Source organism: Thermaerobacillus caldiproteolyticus, assembly GCF_015326725.1.
Classification (GTDB): Bacteria; Bacillota; Bacilli; order Bacillales; family Anoxybacillaceae; genus Thermaerobacillus; species Thermaerobacillus caldiproteolyticus.
In genome coordinates this window covers 1,103,683-1,119,072 of sequence record NZ_CP064060.1, presented here as the reverse complement: position 1 = coordinate 1,119,072, position 15,390 = coordinate 1,103,683, and the positions used below count along the sequence as shown (strand labels likewise).

At 40.2% G+C, this 15,390-nt stretch carries 14 protein-coding genes; 3 read left to right on the top strand and 11 right to left on the bottom strand.

Going from position 1 to position 15,390, the window contains the following annotated elements; translation table 11 throughout:
- Positions 1 to 369: 369 nt before the first annotated feature.
- Positions 370 to 1,668, top strand: coding sequence for an ATP-binding protein (locus tag ISX45_RS05510; RefSeq protein ID WP_194520193.1), 1,299 nt, complete (start codon positions 370 to 372; stop codon positions 1,666 to 1,668).
- 495 nt (positions 1,669 to 2,163) lie between these two features.
- Positions 2,164 to 2,910, top strand: coding sequence for a type I methionyl aminopeptidase (gene map, locus ISX45_RS05505; RefSeq protein ID WP_194520192.1), 747 nt, complete (start codon positions 2,164 to 2,166; stop codon positions 2,908 to 2,910).
- Positions 2,911 to 3,080: 170 nt separating this feature from the next.
- Here map and ISX45_RS05500 read toward each other — a convergent pair whose 3' ends face one another.
- From ISX45_RS05500 to ISX45_RS05490, 3 genes are all read right to left on the bottom strand, one after another.
- The gene (locus ISX45_RS05500) at positions 3,081 to 4,205 is read right to left on the bottom strand and encodes a methyl-accepting chemotaxis protein (RefSeq protein WP_194520191.1); all 1,125 of its coding nucleotides are present in this window, start codon (positions 4,203 to 4,205) and stop codon (positions 3,081 to 3,083) included.
- A gap of 55 nt (positions 4,206 to 4,260) precedes the next feature.
- A complete protein-coding gene (locus ISX45_RS05495) occupies positions 4,261 to 4,833 on the bottom strand; it encodes a hypothetical protein (RefSeq protein ID WP_194520190.1) in 573 nt (190 codons plus the stop codon).
- A gap of 93 nt (positions 4,834 to 4,926) precedes the next feature.
- Entirely contained in the window at positions 4,927 to 5,328 is a 402-nt protein-coding gene (locus tag ISX45_RS05490; protein WP_194520189.1) for a secondary thiamine-phosphate synthase enzyme YjbQ, read from the bottom strand.
- 94 nt (positions 5,329 to 5,422) lie between these two features.
- On the opposite strand from ISX45_RS05490, the gene ISX45_RS05485 reads away from it, so the two are divergent.
- Positions 5,423 to 6,355 (top strand): MBL fold metallo-hydrolase, encoded by a 933-nt coding sequence (locus ISX45_RS05485; protein WP_181556702.1) that lies wholly within the window; start codon positions 5,423 to 5,425, stop codon positions 6,353 to 6,355.
- Between the two features lie 82 nt (positions 6,356 to 6,437).
- On the opposite strand, the gene ISX45_RS05480 is transcribed toward ISX45_RS05485, so the two are convergent.
- The 8 genes from ISX45_RS05480 to ISX45_RS05445 form a co-directional block, all read right to left on the bottom strand.
- A complete protein-coding gene (locus tag ISX45_RS05480; RefSeq protein WP_181556703.1) occupies positions 6,438 to 7,286 on the bottom strand; it encodes a TIGR03943 family putative permease subunit in 849 nt (282 codons plus the stop codon).
- A gap of 14 nt (positions 7,287 to 7,300) precedes the next feature.
- Positions 7,301 to 8,200, bottom strand: a complete 900-nt coding sequence (locus tag ISX45_RS05475; protein WP_374058313.1) for a permease — start codon at positions 8,198 to 8,200, stop codon at positions 7,301 to 7,303.
- A 112-nt stretch (positions 8,201 to 8,312) separates the two neighbouring features.
- The gene (locus ISX45_RS05470) at positions 8,313 to 10,175 is read right to left on the bottom strand and encodes a PTS fructose transporter subunit IIABC (RefSeq protein ID WP_194520188.1); all 1,863 of its coding nucleotides are present in this window, start codon (positions 10,173 to 10,175) and stop codon (positions 8,313 to 8,315) included.
- A 17-nt stretch (positions 10,176 to 10,192) separates the two neighbouring features.
- Positions 10,193 to 11,104, bottom strand: a complete 912-nt coding sequence (gene pfkB, locus ISX45_RS05465) for a 1-phosphofructokinase (RefSeq protein ID WP_194520187.1) — start codon at positions 11,102 to 11,104, stop codon at positions 10,193 to 10,195.
- Positions 11,101 to 11,853, bottom strand: coding sequence for a DeoR/GlpR family DNA-binding transcription regulator (locus ISX45_RS05460; protein ID WP_194520186.1), 753 nt, complete (start codon positions 11,851 to 11,853; stop codon positions 11,101 to 11,103). Before ISX45_RS05460 ends, pfkB begins: the two co-directional genes overlap by 4 nt.
- A 229-nt stretch (positions 11,854 to 12,082) precedes the next feature.
- The gene (locus ISX45_RS05455; protein ID WP_194520185.1) at positions 12,083 to 12,493 is read right to left on the bottom strand and encodes a GNAT family N-acetyltransferase; all 411 of its coding nucleotides are present in this window, start codon (positions 12,491 to 12,493) and stop codon (positions 12,083 to 12,085) included.
- A 71-nt stretch (positions 12,494 to 12,564) separates the two neighbouring features.
- Positions 12,565 to 14,397 (bottom strand): diguanylate cyclase, encoded by a 1,833-nt coding sequence (locus ISX45_RS05450; RefSeq protein ID WP_194520184.1) that lies wholly within the window; start codon positions 14,395 to 14,397, stop codon positions 12,565 to 12,567.
- Between the two features lie 179 nt (positions 14,398 to 14,576).
- A complete protein-coding gene (locus ISX45_RS05445) occupies positions 14,577 to 15,161 on the bottom strand; it encodes a DUF5317 domain-containing protein (protein WP_194520183.1) in 585 nt (194 codons plus the stop codon).
- Positions 15,162 to 15,390: the final 229 nt, after the last annotated feature.

Sequence of the window (15,390 nt, the reverse complement as noted above, 5' to 3'; positions counted from 1 at the left end):
TCGATATAACAACACGCATGCAACTGTTCGGTCAGCACCTCACCAACACTGCGAAATTTCAATCCATATCTTATTATTAGAACGCTACAGACCTTCACCAGCGATTGCTTTCGTAAGACTTGCTATCGTCAAACAGCGGTACGTTGTTGTTAAAAACTAACTATGCTTTCTAATTTTAAATAGTTTTTATTGATGAGATAAAAGCAGGATAGCAAACCTATCCTGTTTGTGTTGAAAAATAAAGATTTATGTCAAAAAAACTCTAATGATTCACTCTTAACATCCGACATGTTTTTTGTTTACAATGTAATATATTAATCAATCATTGTTAAAACTTTTTTATTGCACCAAACGAAAGAAGGTGTGTATATGGTTAATATTCTCAAAGACTTCCTGCTCAATTTATTTTTTATTCTTATTCCGATTTTCGTCGTTCCGTTATGGATTGAAGAGAAAAATGTCCCGGAAACAATCAAACAACATGTTTTATCTTTTTGTTCTGCTTTCGTCATTATCCTATGCATGATATTTCCTATCAGAATGGACACACACTATGTTTACGATTTACGTCAAATTCCACTCTGGTTAGGAAGTTTGTATAAAGGACCTGCTGCTAGCGTACTCCTCTGTTTCGTCACAATTGGTTACCACTTCTTTTTCGGAGGGCGTGGTTTTACGATTACGGCCATTACATCGATTTTTATTACGCTCACTAGCATGATGTTATCAAAAAAGTTTTTGTCGCTATCCTCTAAATATCGTATTTTTCTAGCATGTTCCTTATCGGTTTTTTCGGGGGCGTTATCCGTCGCTTTAGGTCATCTGCTTTATGGGGTCCCGCCTACCTCTTTTTCTCTTTCACTCGTTTATTTACCGATTCAATCCATTTGCATGTTACTTACGTGCTATTTAAAAGAAATGTTATATAAAAATATTGCATTACGAAAACGGATTATTCGCGCAGAAAAAATGGAAGCCGTTAGTCATTTAGCAGCCTCGATTTCCCATGAAGTTCGAAATCCTCTTACTGCGGCGCGCGGATTTATGCAGCTTCTTGAGCAAGGGCAGCTATCAGCGGAAAAGCGGAAACAATACGTGCAAATTGCGATCGAAGAGCTTGACCGGGCTGAAGCGATTATCACTGATTATTTGACATTTGCGAAACCAGCTCCAGAATCTGTCGAAAAATTAAATGTAAAAACAGAAATTGAGCGCGTCATCGACCTTTTACGCCCGTTTGCTAACATGAATAGCGTCGAGTTTCAAACCTTGCTAGCTCCCTTCAACGTAAAAGGGGAGCGCGAAAAATTCCAACAATGTTTAATCAATATTATAAAAAACGCTATTGAAGCCATGCCAAATGGTGGCACATTGCAAATTTATGTTTCTATCGAAAATGGACGAGTGCTCATCCGCGTCTCCGATACGGGCATTGGCATGACCAAAGAGCAAATGGAACGGCTGGGAGAACCTTATTTTACAACAAAAGGAATTAAAGGAACGGGGCTTGGGATGATGGTAGTTTATCGTATTATTGAATCAATGAATGGAACCATTCACATTACGAGCGAGGTCAACAAGGGAACCGAAGTGTCCATCTATCTTCCGCTTGCACAATCTTGGAAAAATACAATCGCTAACGAACAAGAAAAAGTGTTTGCGACATAACAAAAAATGAAATACAGGAAAACTTCCGTTTTATTTATGTTATGCTGTTGTTCGAATTGAATACATATTGATCTAAAAAAATCCGGCTGTTTGAACCTGTTTCGTTTCGAACAGCCGCTTTTGTCCATATACCATCCTTGTTTCTTGAATTGCTGGGCATATGCGGTCCCCGACGCCTCATCTACATCAGCGAGTACCACCTTCGTTCCTTCACGGGCAAATAGAGCTGCTGTTTCTAATGCTGTTCCATTGTCCTCTTCACAGTAGTGATGTCGACATTTGCCTGACCGCATTGCTTATCTCCCCTGTTCAAGGGACTATTCCCTTGATTGCCTTACTTTTTTGCGAAATAACATTATGATTGTTTATTTCTCCAATTTTTTAATATTTCTTATTTTGGGCTTTAATTGAACATCATCTTTTTTGCTTCTCCTGCGCCATTATATTAAAATGAAAAACAACGAATACATCAAAAAAAGGAGAAGAAAAACTTCGATGATTAACTTAAAAACAGAAAGAGAAATTCAGCTAATGCATGAAGCGGGAAAATTGTTAGCTGCTTGCCATCAAGAAGTCGCAAAGCTCATTCATCCGGGAATCATGACGCTTGAGATTGACCGTTTCGTGGAAGAATTTCTGGCTCAACACGGCGCTGTCCCTGAACAAAAGGGATACAGAGGCTATCCGTATGCGACATGTGCTTCGATTAATGATGAAATATGCCACGGCTTTCCACGTAACGAACCGCTAAAAAATGGCGATATTGTTACCATTGATTTTGTAGTCAATTTACATGGAGCTCTTGCCGATTCGGCATGGACGTATCCAGTTGGCGAAATCAGCGAAGAAGTCAAAACGTTGCTTCATATCACAAAAGAATCCTTATATAAGGGCATTGAACAAGCCGTCGTCGGCAACCGAATTGGCGATATTGGCTATGCGATTCAGACATATGTGGAAACAAACGGTTTTTCTGTTGTTCGCGATTTTACTGGTCACGGGATCGGTCCAACCATTCATGAGGAACCCTTTATCCCTCATTTCGGGGAAAAAGGAAAAGGAATGCGGCTAAAAGAAGGCATGGTCATTACGATCGAACCAATGGTTAACATTGGAGATTGGCAAAGCAAAATGGACGACAACGGCTGGACGGCAAGAACCGTCGACGGCTCCTATTCCGCCCAATACGAGCATACGATTGCGATTACGAAAAATGGACCATTGATTTTAACAACACTTTGATAGTTGAAGATCATAATGATACAGGGCTAACCAAAAGAGAAAAGGTTAGCCCTAATCATTAGACTGCTGTTTATTTTCTTGCTGTTGTTCTAATATAAGTTTACATAATATAATTCCTGTCATTAAAATCATCGGTAGAAACAACGTTTCCTCATTCATTTCCACCTATCTTATAGTCGAAAACTTTCTACCGCTTTTTCCAACTTTTCCGTCACTCTTCCTACTTGCTGTGTGGATACTTCGATTTCTTCCATTGCTTTCATTTGTTTTTCGACGGCTTCCATGGCTTTTTGAATAGTTTGTGCCGTTTCTTTTGTTGAAGCGGCCGATTGCTCTACAGAAGCGGCAATTTCTTCAGAACCTGCCGACATTTCTTCCGTTACCGCTGATACTTCTTGAATCTCACCATTCGTTCGCTGCATGGCTTCTAAAATGGATCGGAACGTTACCCCCGCTTCATGTACAGATTTTGTTCCTTTTTCCATTTCATTCATGCCTCGTTGCATTTCGCTAACAGCTTCTTGAGCTGTTTGTTGGAACTGTTGAACCATTTGAGCGATCGTTTCGGTAGAACGCTTTGATTGCTCCGCTAGTTTTCGTACTTCATTGGCAACGACAGCAAATCCTTTTCCATGCTCTCCTGCACGCGCTGCTTCGATATTGGCATTCAAGGCTAGCAAGTTCGTTTGTTCGGCAATGGCAGTAATTACATCGAGAATTTTGCCGACTTTGACTACACGCTCGCCTAATTCAGCCATTTTACGGGATGTTTGTCGAACTGCATCGCTCATATGTTCCATTTGCTGCACAGCTCTTTCGATTTGCTCGTTACCTTGTTCCACTTGTTTCATGACATCATTCGAAAATTCAGCAACTATAGCAGAAGACTCCGCGATTTTTTGAACACCAATCGTCATTTCCTCAATCGCTGTAGCAGATTCATCCATGCTCACTTTTTGATGCTCAGCATGAGTAGACACGATGTGCATCGCTGCCATGATATCTTCATGACAACGTCGAACGTCCCCTATATTTTCGCTCAGCTTTTCGAATGATTGAACGGTTTCGTGCATGCTACGCGTAATGTCCTGTAACATTTCATCCATGCGACGAACCATTCGCTGAAATGAATGAAATAAACGAGCAATTTCATCTTGTCCTTTTACATTCACTTGATTAAGAGCATACTCAGCATGTTGAAGATCGCCTGACGCAATGTTTTCGGCTACCTTATCTAACAAGGCAAGCGGTTTTAGCCGTTTGCGAATCATCAAAAAGGAAAGGCTGCTCACCATCACAATTCCTATCACAAAAATGACGATAAATATTGGCAGTTGCCCCTTCAGAACTTTACTTTGAATGACACCGACTTTTTTTTGCAGAAATATCGACTCCTAATATACCGATGACTTTTCCATTATAGATAATCGGAGCGAACGCAGATAAGTAGTCTCCGTACTTTGGATCGTGAACGATGTTCGTACTGCTTGATCCCCCTTTTAAAACAGGTACAATATCGTCATACTTCACAGTGCTTGCCGGTTCGCCAATCTTAGAAGCGACCTTAGAGTCTTTTGGCTGTCCGTCGATTAAAAGAGACAATTTCTTCGTTTCTTCATCTGCCTCTAACGTATACACATACAGCGCACCTGCTTTTTCGCGCAAATCATTTAATTCCTCACGTAATGACCAGTATGTATCATTTTCTTTTTTTTCCTGTAAAAACGCATAATAATCATCTGCGTTGAAATGTGAAACAAGATTTTGGGCTGTTTCAATGCCATATGAAGAAATAGTCTGTTCTACGGTTCGCTTCGTCATTTGAAAAAATAAGCCGATGTTAAAAATGAATAAAATTAGCATAAGACCAGCAATTAAAAAAAATAATTTGAATGCTAAATGTTTTTGTATCTTTTCCTTCATATATAAACCTCCTCACACAAAAATAATATATCTTTTTTGAGTATCAGCAACAATTTTTTTTCAAAGAAAAAAGCTGACTGATGATGTCAGCTTTTATCCGTTCCACACTTTAACAAAGAATGTTCGCTGGCGCGGACCGTCGTATTCGCAAAAGTAAACTCCCTGCCATGTTCCCAACAAAAGCTCGCCATTTGTAATAATGACGTGTTGTGAAGCGCCGACCGTACTTGCTTTCATGTGCGCCGCCGTATTTCCTTCCGCATGCCGGTCAAGCGGGTGTTCCCACGGATACGTTTCATCGAAGCGTCGCATCATATCCCGCTTCACATCCGGATCAGCGTTCTCGTTAATTGTAATACCTGCCGTTGTATGTGGACAATACACAATGGCAATTCCTTCTGATACACCCGCTTCACGGATTACCTGTTGGACGAAATGAGTAATGTCGATCATTTCATCTCGCTTTGTTGTTCGAATCGTAAATGATTGTAACATCTCGCTTCCTCACCCTGTATCAATGATTTGTCAAGAAAAAACCGTTTTTGCTACTCTTAAATTATAATCCAAGCGAAAAAAAGGATGAAGTGCAATGAGACAAAAACGGTATGAAAATTTGGACAGCGTCTCGACGAAAAAAACGTTTGCCGATTTTCGTCGATGGCAAAAAGAACGAAAAAACAAGAAAAAAGATCTTTCTTATCAAGTGCCTCACGCCGGTACGCAAGAGTACATACAGCTTCATACTAATCGTTCACGCACGCTACTGGCATGGGTTGGACATTCAACATTCGTTATTCAGCTAAACGGCATAACGATCGTCACTGATCCCGTTTGGGCGATGCGAATGGGAACAGCAAAGCGACTAACCGCGCCGGGAATTGCGATAGATGATATGCCAAGTATAGATGTAGTGCTGATTTCTCATGGACATTACGATCATTTGCATTTCCCAAGCATCCGGAAGCTTAAAGGAAACCCTCATATTTTCGTTCCGGTCGGGCTTGGCCGCTTGTTTTTACGGAAAGGATATGAACACGTCACCGAATACTCTTGGTGGGAAGAAATGAAGTATCGCTCTGTGACGTTCACCTTTGTTCCGGCGCAACATTGGACAAGACGCACGTTATTCGATACGAATACATCCCATTGGGGAGGATGGGTCATTCAAGCGGACGATAAACCAACATTTTATTTTGCTGGTGACAGCGGTTATTTCCGCGGTTTTCGCGAGATTGGCGAACGCTTTTCCATCGACTATGCACTCCTGCCCATCGGTGCTTATGAACCAGAGTGGTTCATGGGACCGCAGCACGTCACTCCCGAAGAAGCGGTACAAGCGTTTCTTGACTGTCAGGCGAAAACATTTATCCCTATGCATTACGGAGCATTTCGTCTCGCTGACGATACGCCAAAAGAAGCACTCGACCGTTTGCTTAATGAATGGAAACGACGCCAACTCGAAATGGAACGTCTAAAATGTGTAAAGCTTGGCGAAGTGCTTGATTGCGACTTTCGTGATTAGACATATTTCCATTGAAAAAGCACCCGCTTTTTGCGGGTGCTTTTTCATAATAATATGGGTATGTCGAATCTCTTCTGCTTTTCTAATTATCATACCCACGAAACACGTACGGTTCTTTCGGCTGTTTTATTGGATGCCATGATTCTACTTCAACGTATGGAATCGTTGCATTATACGGTTGATAGTAAATCGTTGACAATTTTCCCTTTACATGAATCCATTCATCGTTGTTCAAATGGGGCGTTTCTGAAAATTCCGTTAACAGTCCATAGACTCCTGAATCCGCTACACAGTGAATAATGCCGAATCGAAGCAGGAATAATTGGTTGTTCTTCGTTGTTTGGTCATGATAAACAAATCCATCGAATTCAATCTCTTTATCACTGAACTGCCCCGGAAATTGATAAATTGTTTCCATCGCTTTTAAATAATTTTGATCATTCAGCACAAGATGAGAGTAATTCGAAAACTGTGCCAACTCTTTTCTCATCAGGGCATCATAGCCATCTTTGCCGTAATAAATACTTGTATCAGGGCGAAGAAATTGTCGTTGCACAAATGGGTCTTCGCTTTTTGTATCAAATCCCGGTATATGAAACCCTTTTGCCTTTACCATCTCTGAATCTAGCGTCGCAATCGGGAAAAGCAACGCGGAAACAATCGGAAAAATAAAGACGGCATAATTGAGCGCTTTTTTCCATCTTGCTTGTTCTTCATGATGATGGTGATGACAGCACGATTCATCGTGACACTGATGCTTCTCGGCTCGATTCGCAATCACAAATTGAATAATGGTTAAAAAAGCAAAGATAAAAATCGCGCTGAATGATAAATATGAATATCGCATATTAATATATCTGCTTATATCACCGGTTACGTGCAAGTGAAAAAACAAAAATGTAAAACCAAGTAAAATGTATGTGCGCAGCATTCGGCCTCCCCCCCTTAAATAAACAGTGAACCAACAAATACAAAAATAGTAATATAAGCAATTAACACGATCACAAAACGCGTTTTAAACGACTGCAACAACATCAGCGTATTTTTTATATCTAACATAGGACCATACACTAAAAACGCAGCTAGTGCCCCAAATGAGAATGTGTTTTGAAAGGAAGAGGCGATAAACGCATCAGCTTCCGAACATAATGATAACACAAAAGCAAGCGCCATCATCACAAGAGAAGAAGATATCTTCCCTTGTCCGATCGCAAGAAGCGTCGACGTTTTGATATGCGTTTGCATCACCGCAGCCGTAAACGCACCAATGATCAAATATTTTCCTGATGAGAAAAATTCTTCAATCGTATGTTCAAGCGTCCCCATCCACTTTTCTTTTAACGACCGGGCAGGGGCCGCTTGAATAACTTCTTTTTTCCGTAATTGATCATCTTTGTATTGTATTGATAACAACAAGCCGATCGTCACCGCAACGATACATGAAAAAATCGAACGGTAAAGCACCATTTTGATATTGCTACCAAACGCGATATACGTCGAAAACAACACGATCGGATTGATGACAGGACCTGTTAGCATAAACGGAACCGCCGCATACAACGGCACCCCTTTTGCTACTAAACGGCGTGTAATTGGAACAATCCCGCATTCACAGGCAGGAAATAACGCCCCAATACACGTTGAATACACAACCGCTAAAACTTTATTTTTTGGTACCCATCTTTCTATCATCTCTTCGGTTACAAACATTTGAATAATCCCGGAGATAAAGACGCCAATTAATACAAAAGGCAATGATTCTATTAAAATACTAACAAAAATCGTATTGAGCTGAAGAAATGATTTCATCAAGACACAAGCTCCTTTAGTAATATTTACAACCATTTATTTTACCATGATTGAATCCATCCTTTCATGAAAATTTAATGAGATTTTGTTATTAAAAAAAGAAAACCGAGCAGGAAATATCCCACTCAGTTTTTGCTGACTTTATTTGTTATTCTTTCACTTCCTTTTTCCACAATCCAATCATAAGTGCTGTAACAATAGAACCGATCAAAATCGCCAGCACATATAACCACGAGCTTCCTTTCACGATTGGAATGACGAAAATTCCGCCATGCGGAGCTGGAAGACCGATTCCAAACAACATCGTTAACGCTCCCGCAATAGCAGAGCCGACAATAATAGAAGGAATGACACGCACTGGGTCAGCAGCGGCAAATGGAATCGCTCCTTCTGTAATAAACGATGCTCCCATGATATAGCATGTTTTTCCTGCTTCACGTTCTGCTTTTGTAAATTTGTTTTTAAAGAACGTCGTCGCAAGCGCTAATCCTAATGGCGGTACCATCCCTCCTGCCATGATCGCTGCATGCGGTGCATAATTGCCGGCATCAATCATCGCAAGTCCAAATGTAAACGCTGCTTTATTAATCGGGCCACCCATATCCACCGCCATCATTCCACCAAGAATTGCACCTAATAAGATCAAGTTGCCTGTTCCCATATTTTCAAGCCAATGTTTCATTCCGTCATTTAACGCTTTGACCGGATCGACGACAACATACATCATGATAAGTCCCGTAATTAGAACACCAAATAATGGATAAAGCAATACTGGTTTAATTCCTTCAAGCGATTGTGGCAAGCGACTAAACAGTTTCTTTAGCCCAACGACTAAATAGCCAGCGAGGAAACCAGCAATTAAGCCTCCTAAAAAGCCGGCTCCACCGTTTGCTGCCATAAAACCGCCCACCATTCCCGGCGCAAAACCAGGGCGATCGGCAATACTCATCGCAATAAACCCAGCAAGAACCGGAATCATCAACGCAAACGCGCTGCCGCCACCAATATCCATCAATGCTTTCGCAATCGGGTTAAACGATGGGTCTTTCGGGTCAAATGCTTTAATACCGAAGATGAACGAAATCGCAATGAGAATACCGCCGCCAACAACGAACGGAAGCATATTGGATACACCGTTCATCAAATGCTTATAAAAACCGGTACGAGGCTTCGCTTGTGGCGTTTCTACTTTTGTTCCGCTTCCTTGGTAAATCGGCGCATCTTGTTGTAATGCTTGTTCAATGAGTTGTTCCGGTTTGCGAATCGCTTGTGCGACCGGTACTTGAATGACATGCTTGCCTCTGAACCGCTCCATTTCAACTTGTTTATCAGCCGCAACAATAACTGCGACTGCTTCTTCGATATCTTGTTCCGTTAATTTGTTTTTCACACCACTTGAACCGTTTGTTTCTACTTTGATGTCGACGTTCATGTCTTTCGCTTTTGCCTTTAATGCATCTGCTGCCATATACGTATGAGCAATTCCTGTTGGACAAGCGGTAACAGCTACAACTTTTTTCCGTGACGACGCCGTTTGTTGGGTTTCTTCTTGTACTTCCGCTTCTTTTCGAGCAATCACCTCAATGACTTCCTCATCAGTTGAAGCGCTTTCAATTTGTGAACGAAAAGACGCGTCCATCAGCATCGTTGACAAGCGGGCTAACGCCTCTAAATGCGTATTGTTTGCCCCTTCTGGAGCGGCAATCATAAAAAACAAATAGCTAGGTTTCCCATCTAATGCATCGTAATCAATTCCGCTTTTAGAACGACCGAAGGCAACAGCAGGAGTTTTGACCGCTGCTGTTTTCGCATGAGGGATGGCAATGCCATCACCTACGCCTGTCGTGCTTTGCGCTTCACGAGCCAAAATCGATTCTTTAAATGCATGAGAATCGTGCAACACTCCCGCTTTATCCAGCTGTTGGACAAGCTCATCAATCACTTCCGCTTTCGTTCTTGCTTTTACATCAAGAACAATCGTTTCTTTCGTTAATAAATCCGTTATTTTCATATACACCAATCCCCCTTTTATAGGTGAGTCACTTTGACTTCACTCACTAATTGCTCTACCTTTTCTTTGGTACATAAGTCCTCGGAAAACGCCGTTGCACTCCCCGTTGCAACACTATAGGCAAACGCTGTCTCCAAACTTTTCCCGCTTGTATACGCTGCCAAAAATCCTGCCACCATCGAATCACCTGCGCCAACCGAGTTTTTCACCGTTCCTTTTGGCGCTTCTGCAAACAGTGTCATCTCTTTATTAAAAAAGAACGCACCATTTCCAGCCATGGAGACAATCACGTTTTCCGCGCCTAATTCGATTAACCGACGTCCGCATACGATGACATCTTCTTTTGAATAAAAGGATGTGTCGAATAATTCACTCAACTCTTTATGATTCGGTTTGACGAAAAACGGTTGATTTGTAATCAGTCGTTTTAACGCAGGTCCGCTTGTATCAACGACCACTTTTACATTCGCTTTTTTCGCCTTATCCATCATTCGGTGATACACGTCGGCGGAAAGCGATGACGGAATGCTTCCGGCTAATACAAGAATGTCGTCTTCTGATAATGCACTTATTTTTTGCATTAACGCTTCTTCATGTTCAGGAAGAATCGCCGGACCTTGGCCGTTAATTTCCGTTTCTTTTCCGTCTTTTAATTTAATATTAATGCGCGTATCTCCAGGTACTTTGACAAAATCAAACTGAATATGTTCTTGACGTAATTGTTGTTCAATAAATGCCCCCGTGAATCCGCCGATAAATCCTAAAGCAGTATTGTCAACATTGAGCCGCTTTAACACGCGGGACACGTTAATCCCTTTTCCTCCCGGGAATGTAGCCGTTTTCACCGCTCGGTTCAGCTCGCCAATTCGTAACTCATCGACTTGCACAATATAGTCAACAGAAGGATTCAACGTACATGTATAAATCATCTTTTCACAACCTCTATCGCTGTTTTTGCTTCGTATAGTTCCAAGAGCTCTTCATCCAATTCATCAACAATAAGCGTTGCTTCTTCTAAATCAGCAATTTTCGCAAACGTACTTTCATTTAGCTTCGAATGGTCTGCAAGAATATAAGCGTGCTGCGACAGTTTCATCGCTAATCGTTTCACCATCGCCTCCTCAGGATCCGGTGTCGTATAACCATAATCGAGATGAATGCCGTTTGCGCCGATAAAACATTTATCAAAACTATAACTCTCTAATGCATTCAACGCACCACGGCCAATAAGCGCTTTCGTTTTTTTCTTAATGAATCCGCCAAGTAAATACGTGGGGATTTCATGTTCAAGCAATGCATCGACATGCATGATCCCGTTTGTGACAACGACAATATCCTTTCCACGCAAATGCGCAATCATTTCAAATGTTGTCGTTCCCGCATCTAAATAAATACAATCACCGTCTTGAACAAGGCTTGCGGCATATTCGGCAATCATTTTCTTTTCCTTCATGTTTTTCGTCGACTTTTCAAGGACGCTCAACTCTTCTCGTTTTTGATGCAGCAACGCCGCACCCCCATGGACGCGTCGCAATTTTTTTTCCTTTTCTAACTGCGTTAAATCGCGGCGAATCGTCGACTCCGATGAATGTGTCGCCTCGACTAATTCTTGCAGTTTCACAACTTCCTTTTCAGCAAGAAGCTCTAAAATAATCCGGTGCCGCTCTGCCGTCAGCAAATCCTCACCTCCCATCAAGGGATGTTTCGCTTGTACTATTATCATAATCGAAAGCGCTTTAAAAATCAATCAAAAACATTTAAAAAATATCAAAATCAATCAAATTATATCTATAAAACAACCAAAATCAATCAACTATATAAAAATGTAAGTCCTTCTGCTTCCAGGCAACCGATAATCAAAGCATAAAATAAAAAAACGCTGTTCACTTACAAGAGAACAGCGTTTTTTATTCATAGCGCTTATACATTCCATATGAGGTTGGATACGTATAAGCAAACCCAAACTGCTTATACAATCGATCCGCTGGCGGATCAGCAATTAAACTGACGTACGCACCCTTTGGGGCATGCGTGTCTAAATAATGCATAATCTCTTTCATGATTTGTTTGCCAAGACCTTTTCCTTGGTAGGCAGGATCTACAGCAATATCAACAATTTGATAAAAGCACCCCTCATCGCCAATGACCCGTCCCATTCCGATAAGCGTTTCACTGTCGTATATACTGACCGCAAACAAAGAATGTTTTAACCCTCGTTCAGCCGCTTCGATACTTTTTTCACTTAGCCCTGTTTTTTGGCGTAGATGAACATATGCTGAGACCGTCGGCACATCGTAAACGATGCGATATCGTTCCATTTATCCTCTCATTCCTTTTCATCTCGATTTTTTTAAAAGACAAGATTGCTAGTTTATCCTTTCATTCAGAGTTATGTAGCAGCAAAACGATGTTTTTTCAAATAATTTTCTTCAATCATCTCAATAAACATTTCTGCATATATCGGGTCAAATTGTTTTCCTTCACAGCACCGTATTTCTTCAATCGCCTCTTCAAACGTTTTCGTCGGCTGATATGGCCGTTCGGTTGTCATCGCATCAAACGAATCAATGATACATAAAATGCGGGCAAGTTTCGGAATCTCTTCCTCTTTTAATCCATACGGATACCCTTTTCCGTCATACCGTTCATGGTGAAGTTCAACAAGCGGAATCAAATCGTCAAAGCGCTTTTCTACTGCTAAAATTTCTTTCCCCCATGTCACATGCTTTTTTACAATTTCCCATTCATGGGGAGCTAATTTTTCTTCTTTATTTAAAATATCGCGCGGCACTTCGATTTTTCCGATATCATGTATTAACGCTCCTAAAATGAGGGTTTGTTTTTCATGGTCCGCTAAATTTAATTTTTCGCTAAATTCTAACGCATACTTAAATACGCGCTTGCTATGACGATATGTATATACATCTTTCGACAAAAAAATTTTAAGCTGTTGTTCCAATGTGTCTAAATCTTCTTTAAACGTAATGGCGTCCAAAGAAATATTTTTGTCATCATATACTTGTACATTGTTTTTCCCTTGCGCTTTCGCATAATACAGCGCTTGATCCGCTTTATGAATTAACTCACCGCTATCATACGTTCCCTTTTCATATTCGGCAATGCCGCACGAAAACGAAAGACAGCGGTAAGGAACATGCTCAACCCCTGCAAAATACGTGTCATTGACTTTTTTGCGCAACCGGTCTAAAAAAGAAAACGCCTCTTTTTTCGTCGTATTGGGCATCAAAATGGCGAATTCCTCTCCACCGTATCGCGCAACAACATAATTGGTCCCTTTCGTCTCTAATTTCAACAAATCCCCAAAAAACTGCAATAGTCTATCCCCTTGAAGATGGCCATTGCGATCATTATATTTTTTAAAATCATCTAAATCAAGTAGCGCCAAACAAAACGGCTGCTTCAATTTTTTCGCATCAGTAAACTGCTCGCTTAACGTTTCCTTAAAAAATCCATGATTATACAAACCTGTCAAATGATCTTTATTGGCTCGTTCTGAAATATCTTGATATAAATATAGAAACTTACGAAACGCAAACGATAATAGTACTACTAAAACAGTGAATAAAAATAGACCAAAATATCTTTGTTCTTTTAGTAAAATAGTTAAAACTAAAGAAAGTAATAAAGTGACGAAGTAGCTAACAACTGATTCAAATAGAACTCCCATATCAAATGTGCCTTTAAATATTTGACCGGAAATAAAAAAGAATATCAACATAAATGCAATATTTAAACTAAAATATACTACTAAACTAATCATATATGGGAGCAAGTTGTAAGTGTTAACTTTACCTATCGTTCCTCCGAATAATATGAAAGAATAATAAGCTCCCACAAGCATTAGACAGTACATAGAAAAATTAAAAACATGTTTCCACCAAGCCATTTTGCGTTTATACATTAACTCAATAACACTGCTAATTAACAAAACATTTATCGTTAAGTCAATCCCGTACAAAAACATCGAAGCTAAATAAATCGCTGAATCCATCGAAAATGAGTTATCTTTCGGAGGAAGATGAATTAAAAAATTGTTTAACAAAAGAATAGACCCTGATAATACATAAATTAAAACCCAATCCTCTAAGGATTGAGCACGAAAATTCACTTTCCAAATAAACGTAACTATTCCTAAAAGACAAATCATTACAAGATAAGCTTTCACATAATTTTTTGAGCGTAAATATGTAAGAAAAAACATGTAAACCACTCTCATTTTATAAAAAATTTTAAGGAGAAGTACTAAAAAGGACTTCCCCATAAATGAAGTACCTATAAATTAGCTTCCAAATTTGTACCCCGAAGTCAACGCTACGATAATAGAGCCGATGATGAATAGATTAATAAGTGCCTGTTTCACTTTTACGTTCATCATCTTTTTCACCTCCCTTCATGGAGCGTTTGGACAGAAGTTGCCTCCTTGTTTGTTCCGTGAAGCATAAGGTGTTGAATAAAAATGAACGCTCCGACATTCATCACGACATCGCCGATGCTGATGACTTGTCGTCGCGGGTATGGCGGTGAGAGCGGAATAATGTCACCTAGAAACGGTAACCATGTCGACCCTGTAATGGCTTCGTGCTTGCCGTATACTCCCGCTTTTAATGCCTCTATGTATTCTCGTCCAAGAAATTGCGCTGCTTCGATTGATACAGGCATTCTTCCCCCGTTTACAGCCATAACAAAAAAATTTAATAGAACACCAGCGAAAATGACGATAAATCCCGGATGATGCCGATTCATCCATAGAAAAACAAGACCAATTACATAAATAATGATAAATAGCGCATTACTGAGTTCGCCGATCATGCTCACTTTATTTTGCAATAAAAAGATGCAAACTTCAATTCCCAGCAAGATTGGAAACAACCAGCCGCCACGCAGCTTCATATATGCAAGTCCTTTCAAACTTCCCCCGCGAAAAAAACCAATTAATAGCGATAATAGAATGCCGTCATAGACCATCGTTTCGTCTCCCTTTGTCCATGCGGACGATCACATATTATTATATAATTAAGAGAAAATTCGTTGTTTTCAAACATTACATTGTCTATAATCCATTAATATACATTTTTTGCTATAATGTAAATAGGTCTTTACGACTAATTAGGACAAATTTTTTCTACTTTTACTAAAATTAATCAAAAATCTACTTTATCCGCCATTTGCATACTACTACAAGAAAAAATAGAAA

Excerpts from the sequence above, each read along its gene's own strand:
- ISX45_RS05475 (WP_374058313.1), bottom strand. The coding sequence starts at position 8,200 with ATGGTTGTAAATATTACTAAAGGAGCTTGTGTCTTGATGAAATCATTT.
- map (WP_194520192.1), top strand. The coding sequence starts at position 2,164 with ATGATTAACTTAAAAACAGAAAGAGAAATTCAGCTAATGCATGAAGCG.
- ISX45_RS05495 (WP_194520190.1), bottom strand. The coding sequence starts at position 4,833 with ATGAAGGAAAAGATACAAAAACATTTAGCATTCAAATTATTTTTTTTA.
- ISX45_RS05470 (WP_194520188.1), bottom strand. The coding sequence starts at position 10,175 with ATGAAAATAACGGATTTATTAACGAAAGAAACGATTGTTCTTGATGTA.
- ISX45_RS05480 (WP_181556703.1), bottom strand. The coding sequence starts at position 7,286 with ATGCTGCGCACATACATTTTACTTGGTTTTACATTTTTGTTTTTTCAC.
- pfkB (WP_194520187.1), bottom strand. The coding sequence starts at position 11,104 with ATGATTTATACATGTACGTTGAATCCTTCTGTTGACTATATTGTGCAA.
- ISX45_RS05510 (WP_194520193.1), top strand. The coding sequence starts at position 370 with ATGGTTAATATTCTCAAAGACTTCCTGCTCAATTTATTTTTTATTCTT.
- ISX45_RS05500 (WP_194520191.1), bottom strand. The coding sequence starts at position 4,205 with ATGGTGAGCAGCCTTTCCTTTTTGATGATTCGCAAACGGCTAAAACCG.
- ISX45_RS05485 (WP_181556702.1), top strand. The coding sequence starts at position 5,423 with ATGAGACAAAAACGGTATGAAAATTTGGACAGCGTCTCGACGAAAAAA.
- ISX45_RS05450 (WP_194520184.1), bottom strand. The coding sequence starts at position 14,397 with ATGTTTTTTCTTACATATTTACGCTCAAAAAATTATGTGAAAGCTTAT.
- ISX45_RS05455 (WP_194520185.1), bottom strand. The coding sequence starts at position 12,493 with ATGGAACGATATCGCATCGTTTACGATGTGCCGACGGTCTCAGCATAT.
- ISX45_RS05490 (WP_194520189.1), bottom strand. The coding sequence starts at position 5,328 with ATGTTACAATCATTTACGATTCGAACAACAAAGCGAGATGAAATGATC.
- ISX45_RS05445 (WP_194520183.1), bottom strand. The coding sequence starts at position 15,161 with ATGGTCTATGACGGCATTCTATTATCGCTATTAATTGGTTTTTTTCGC.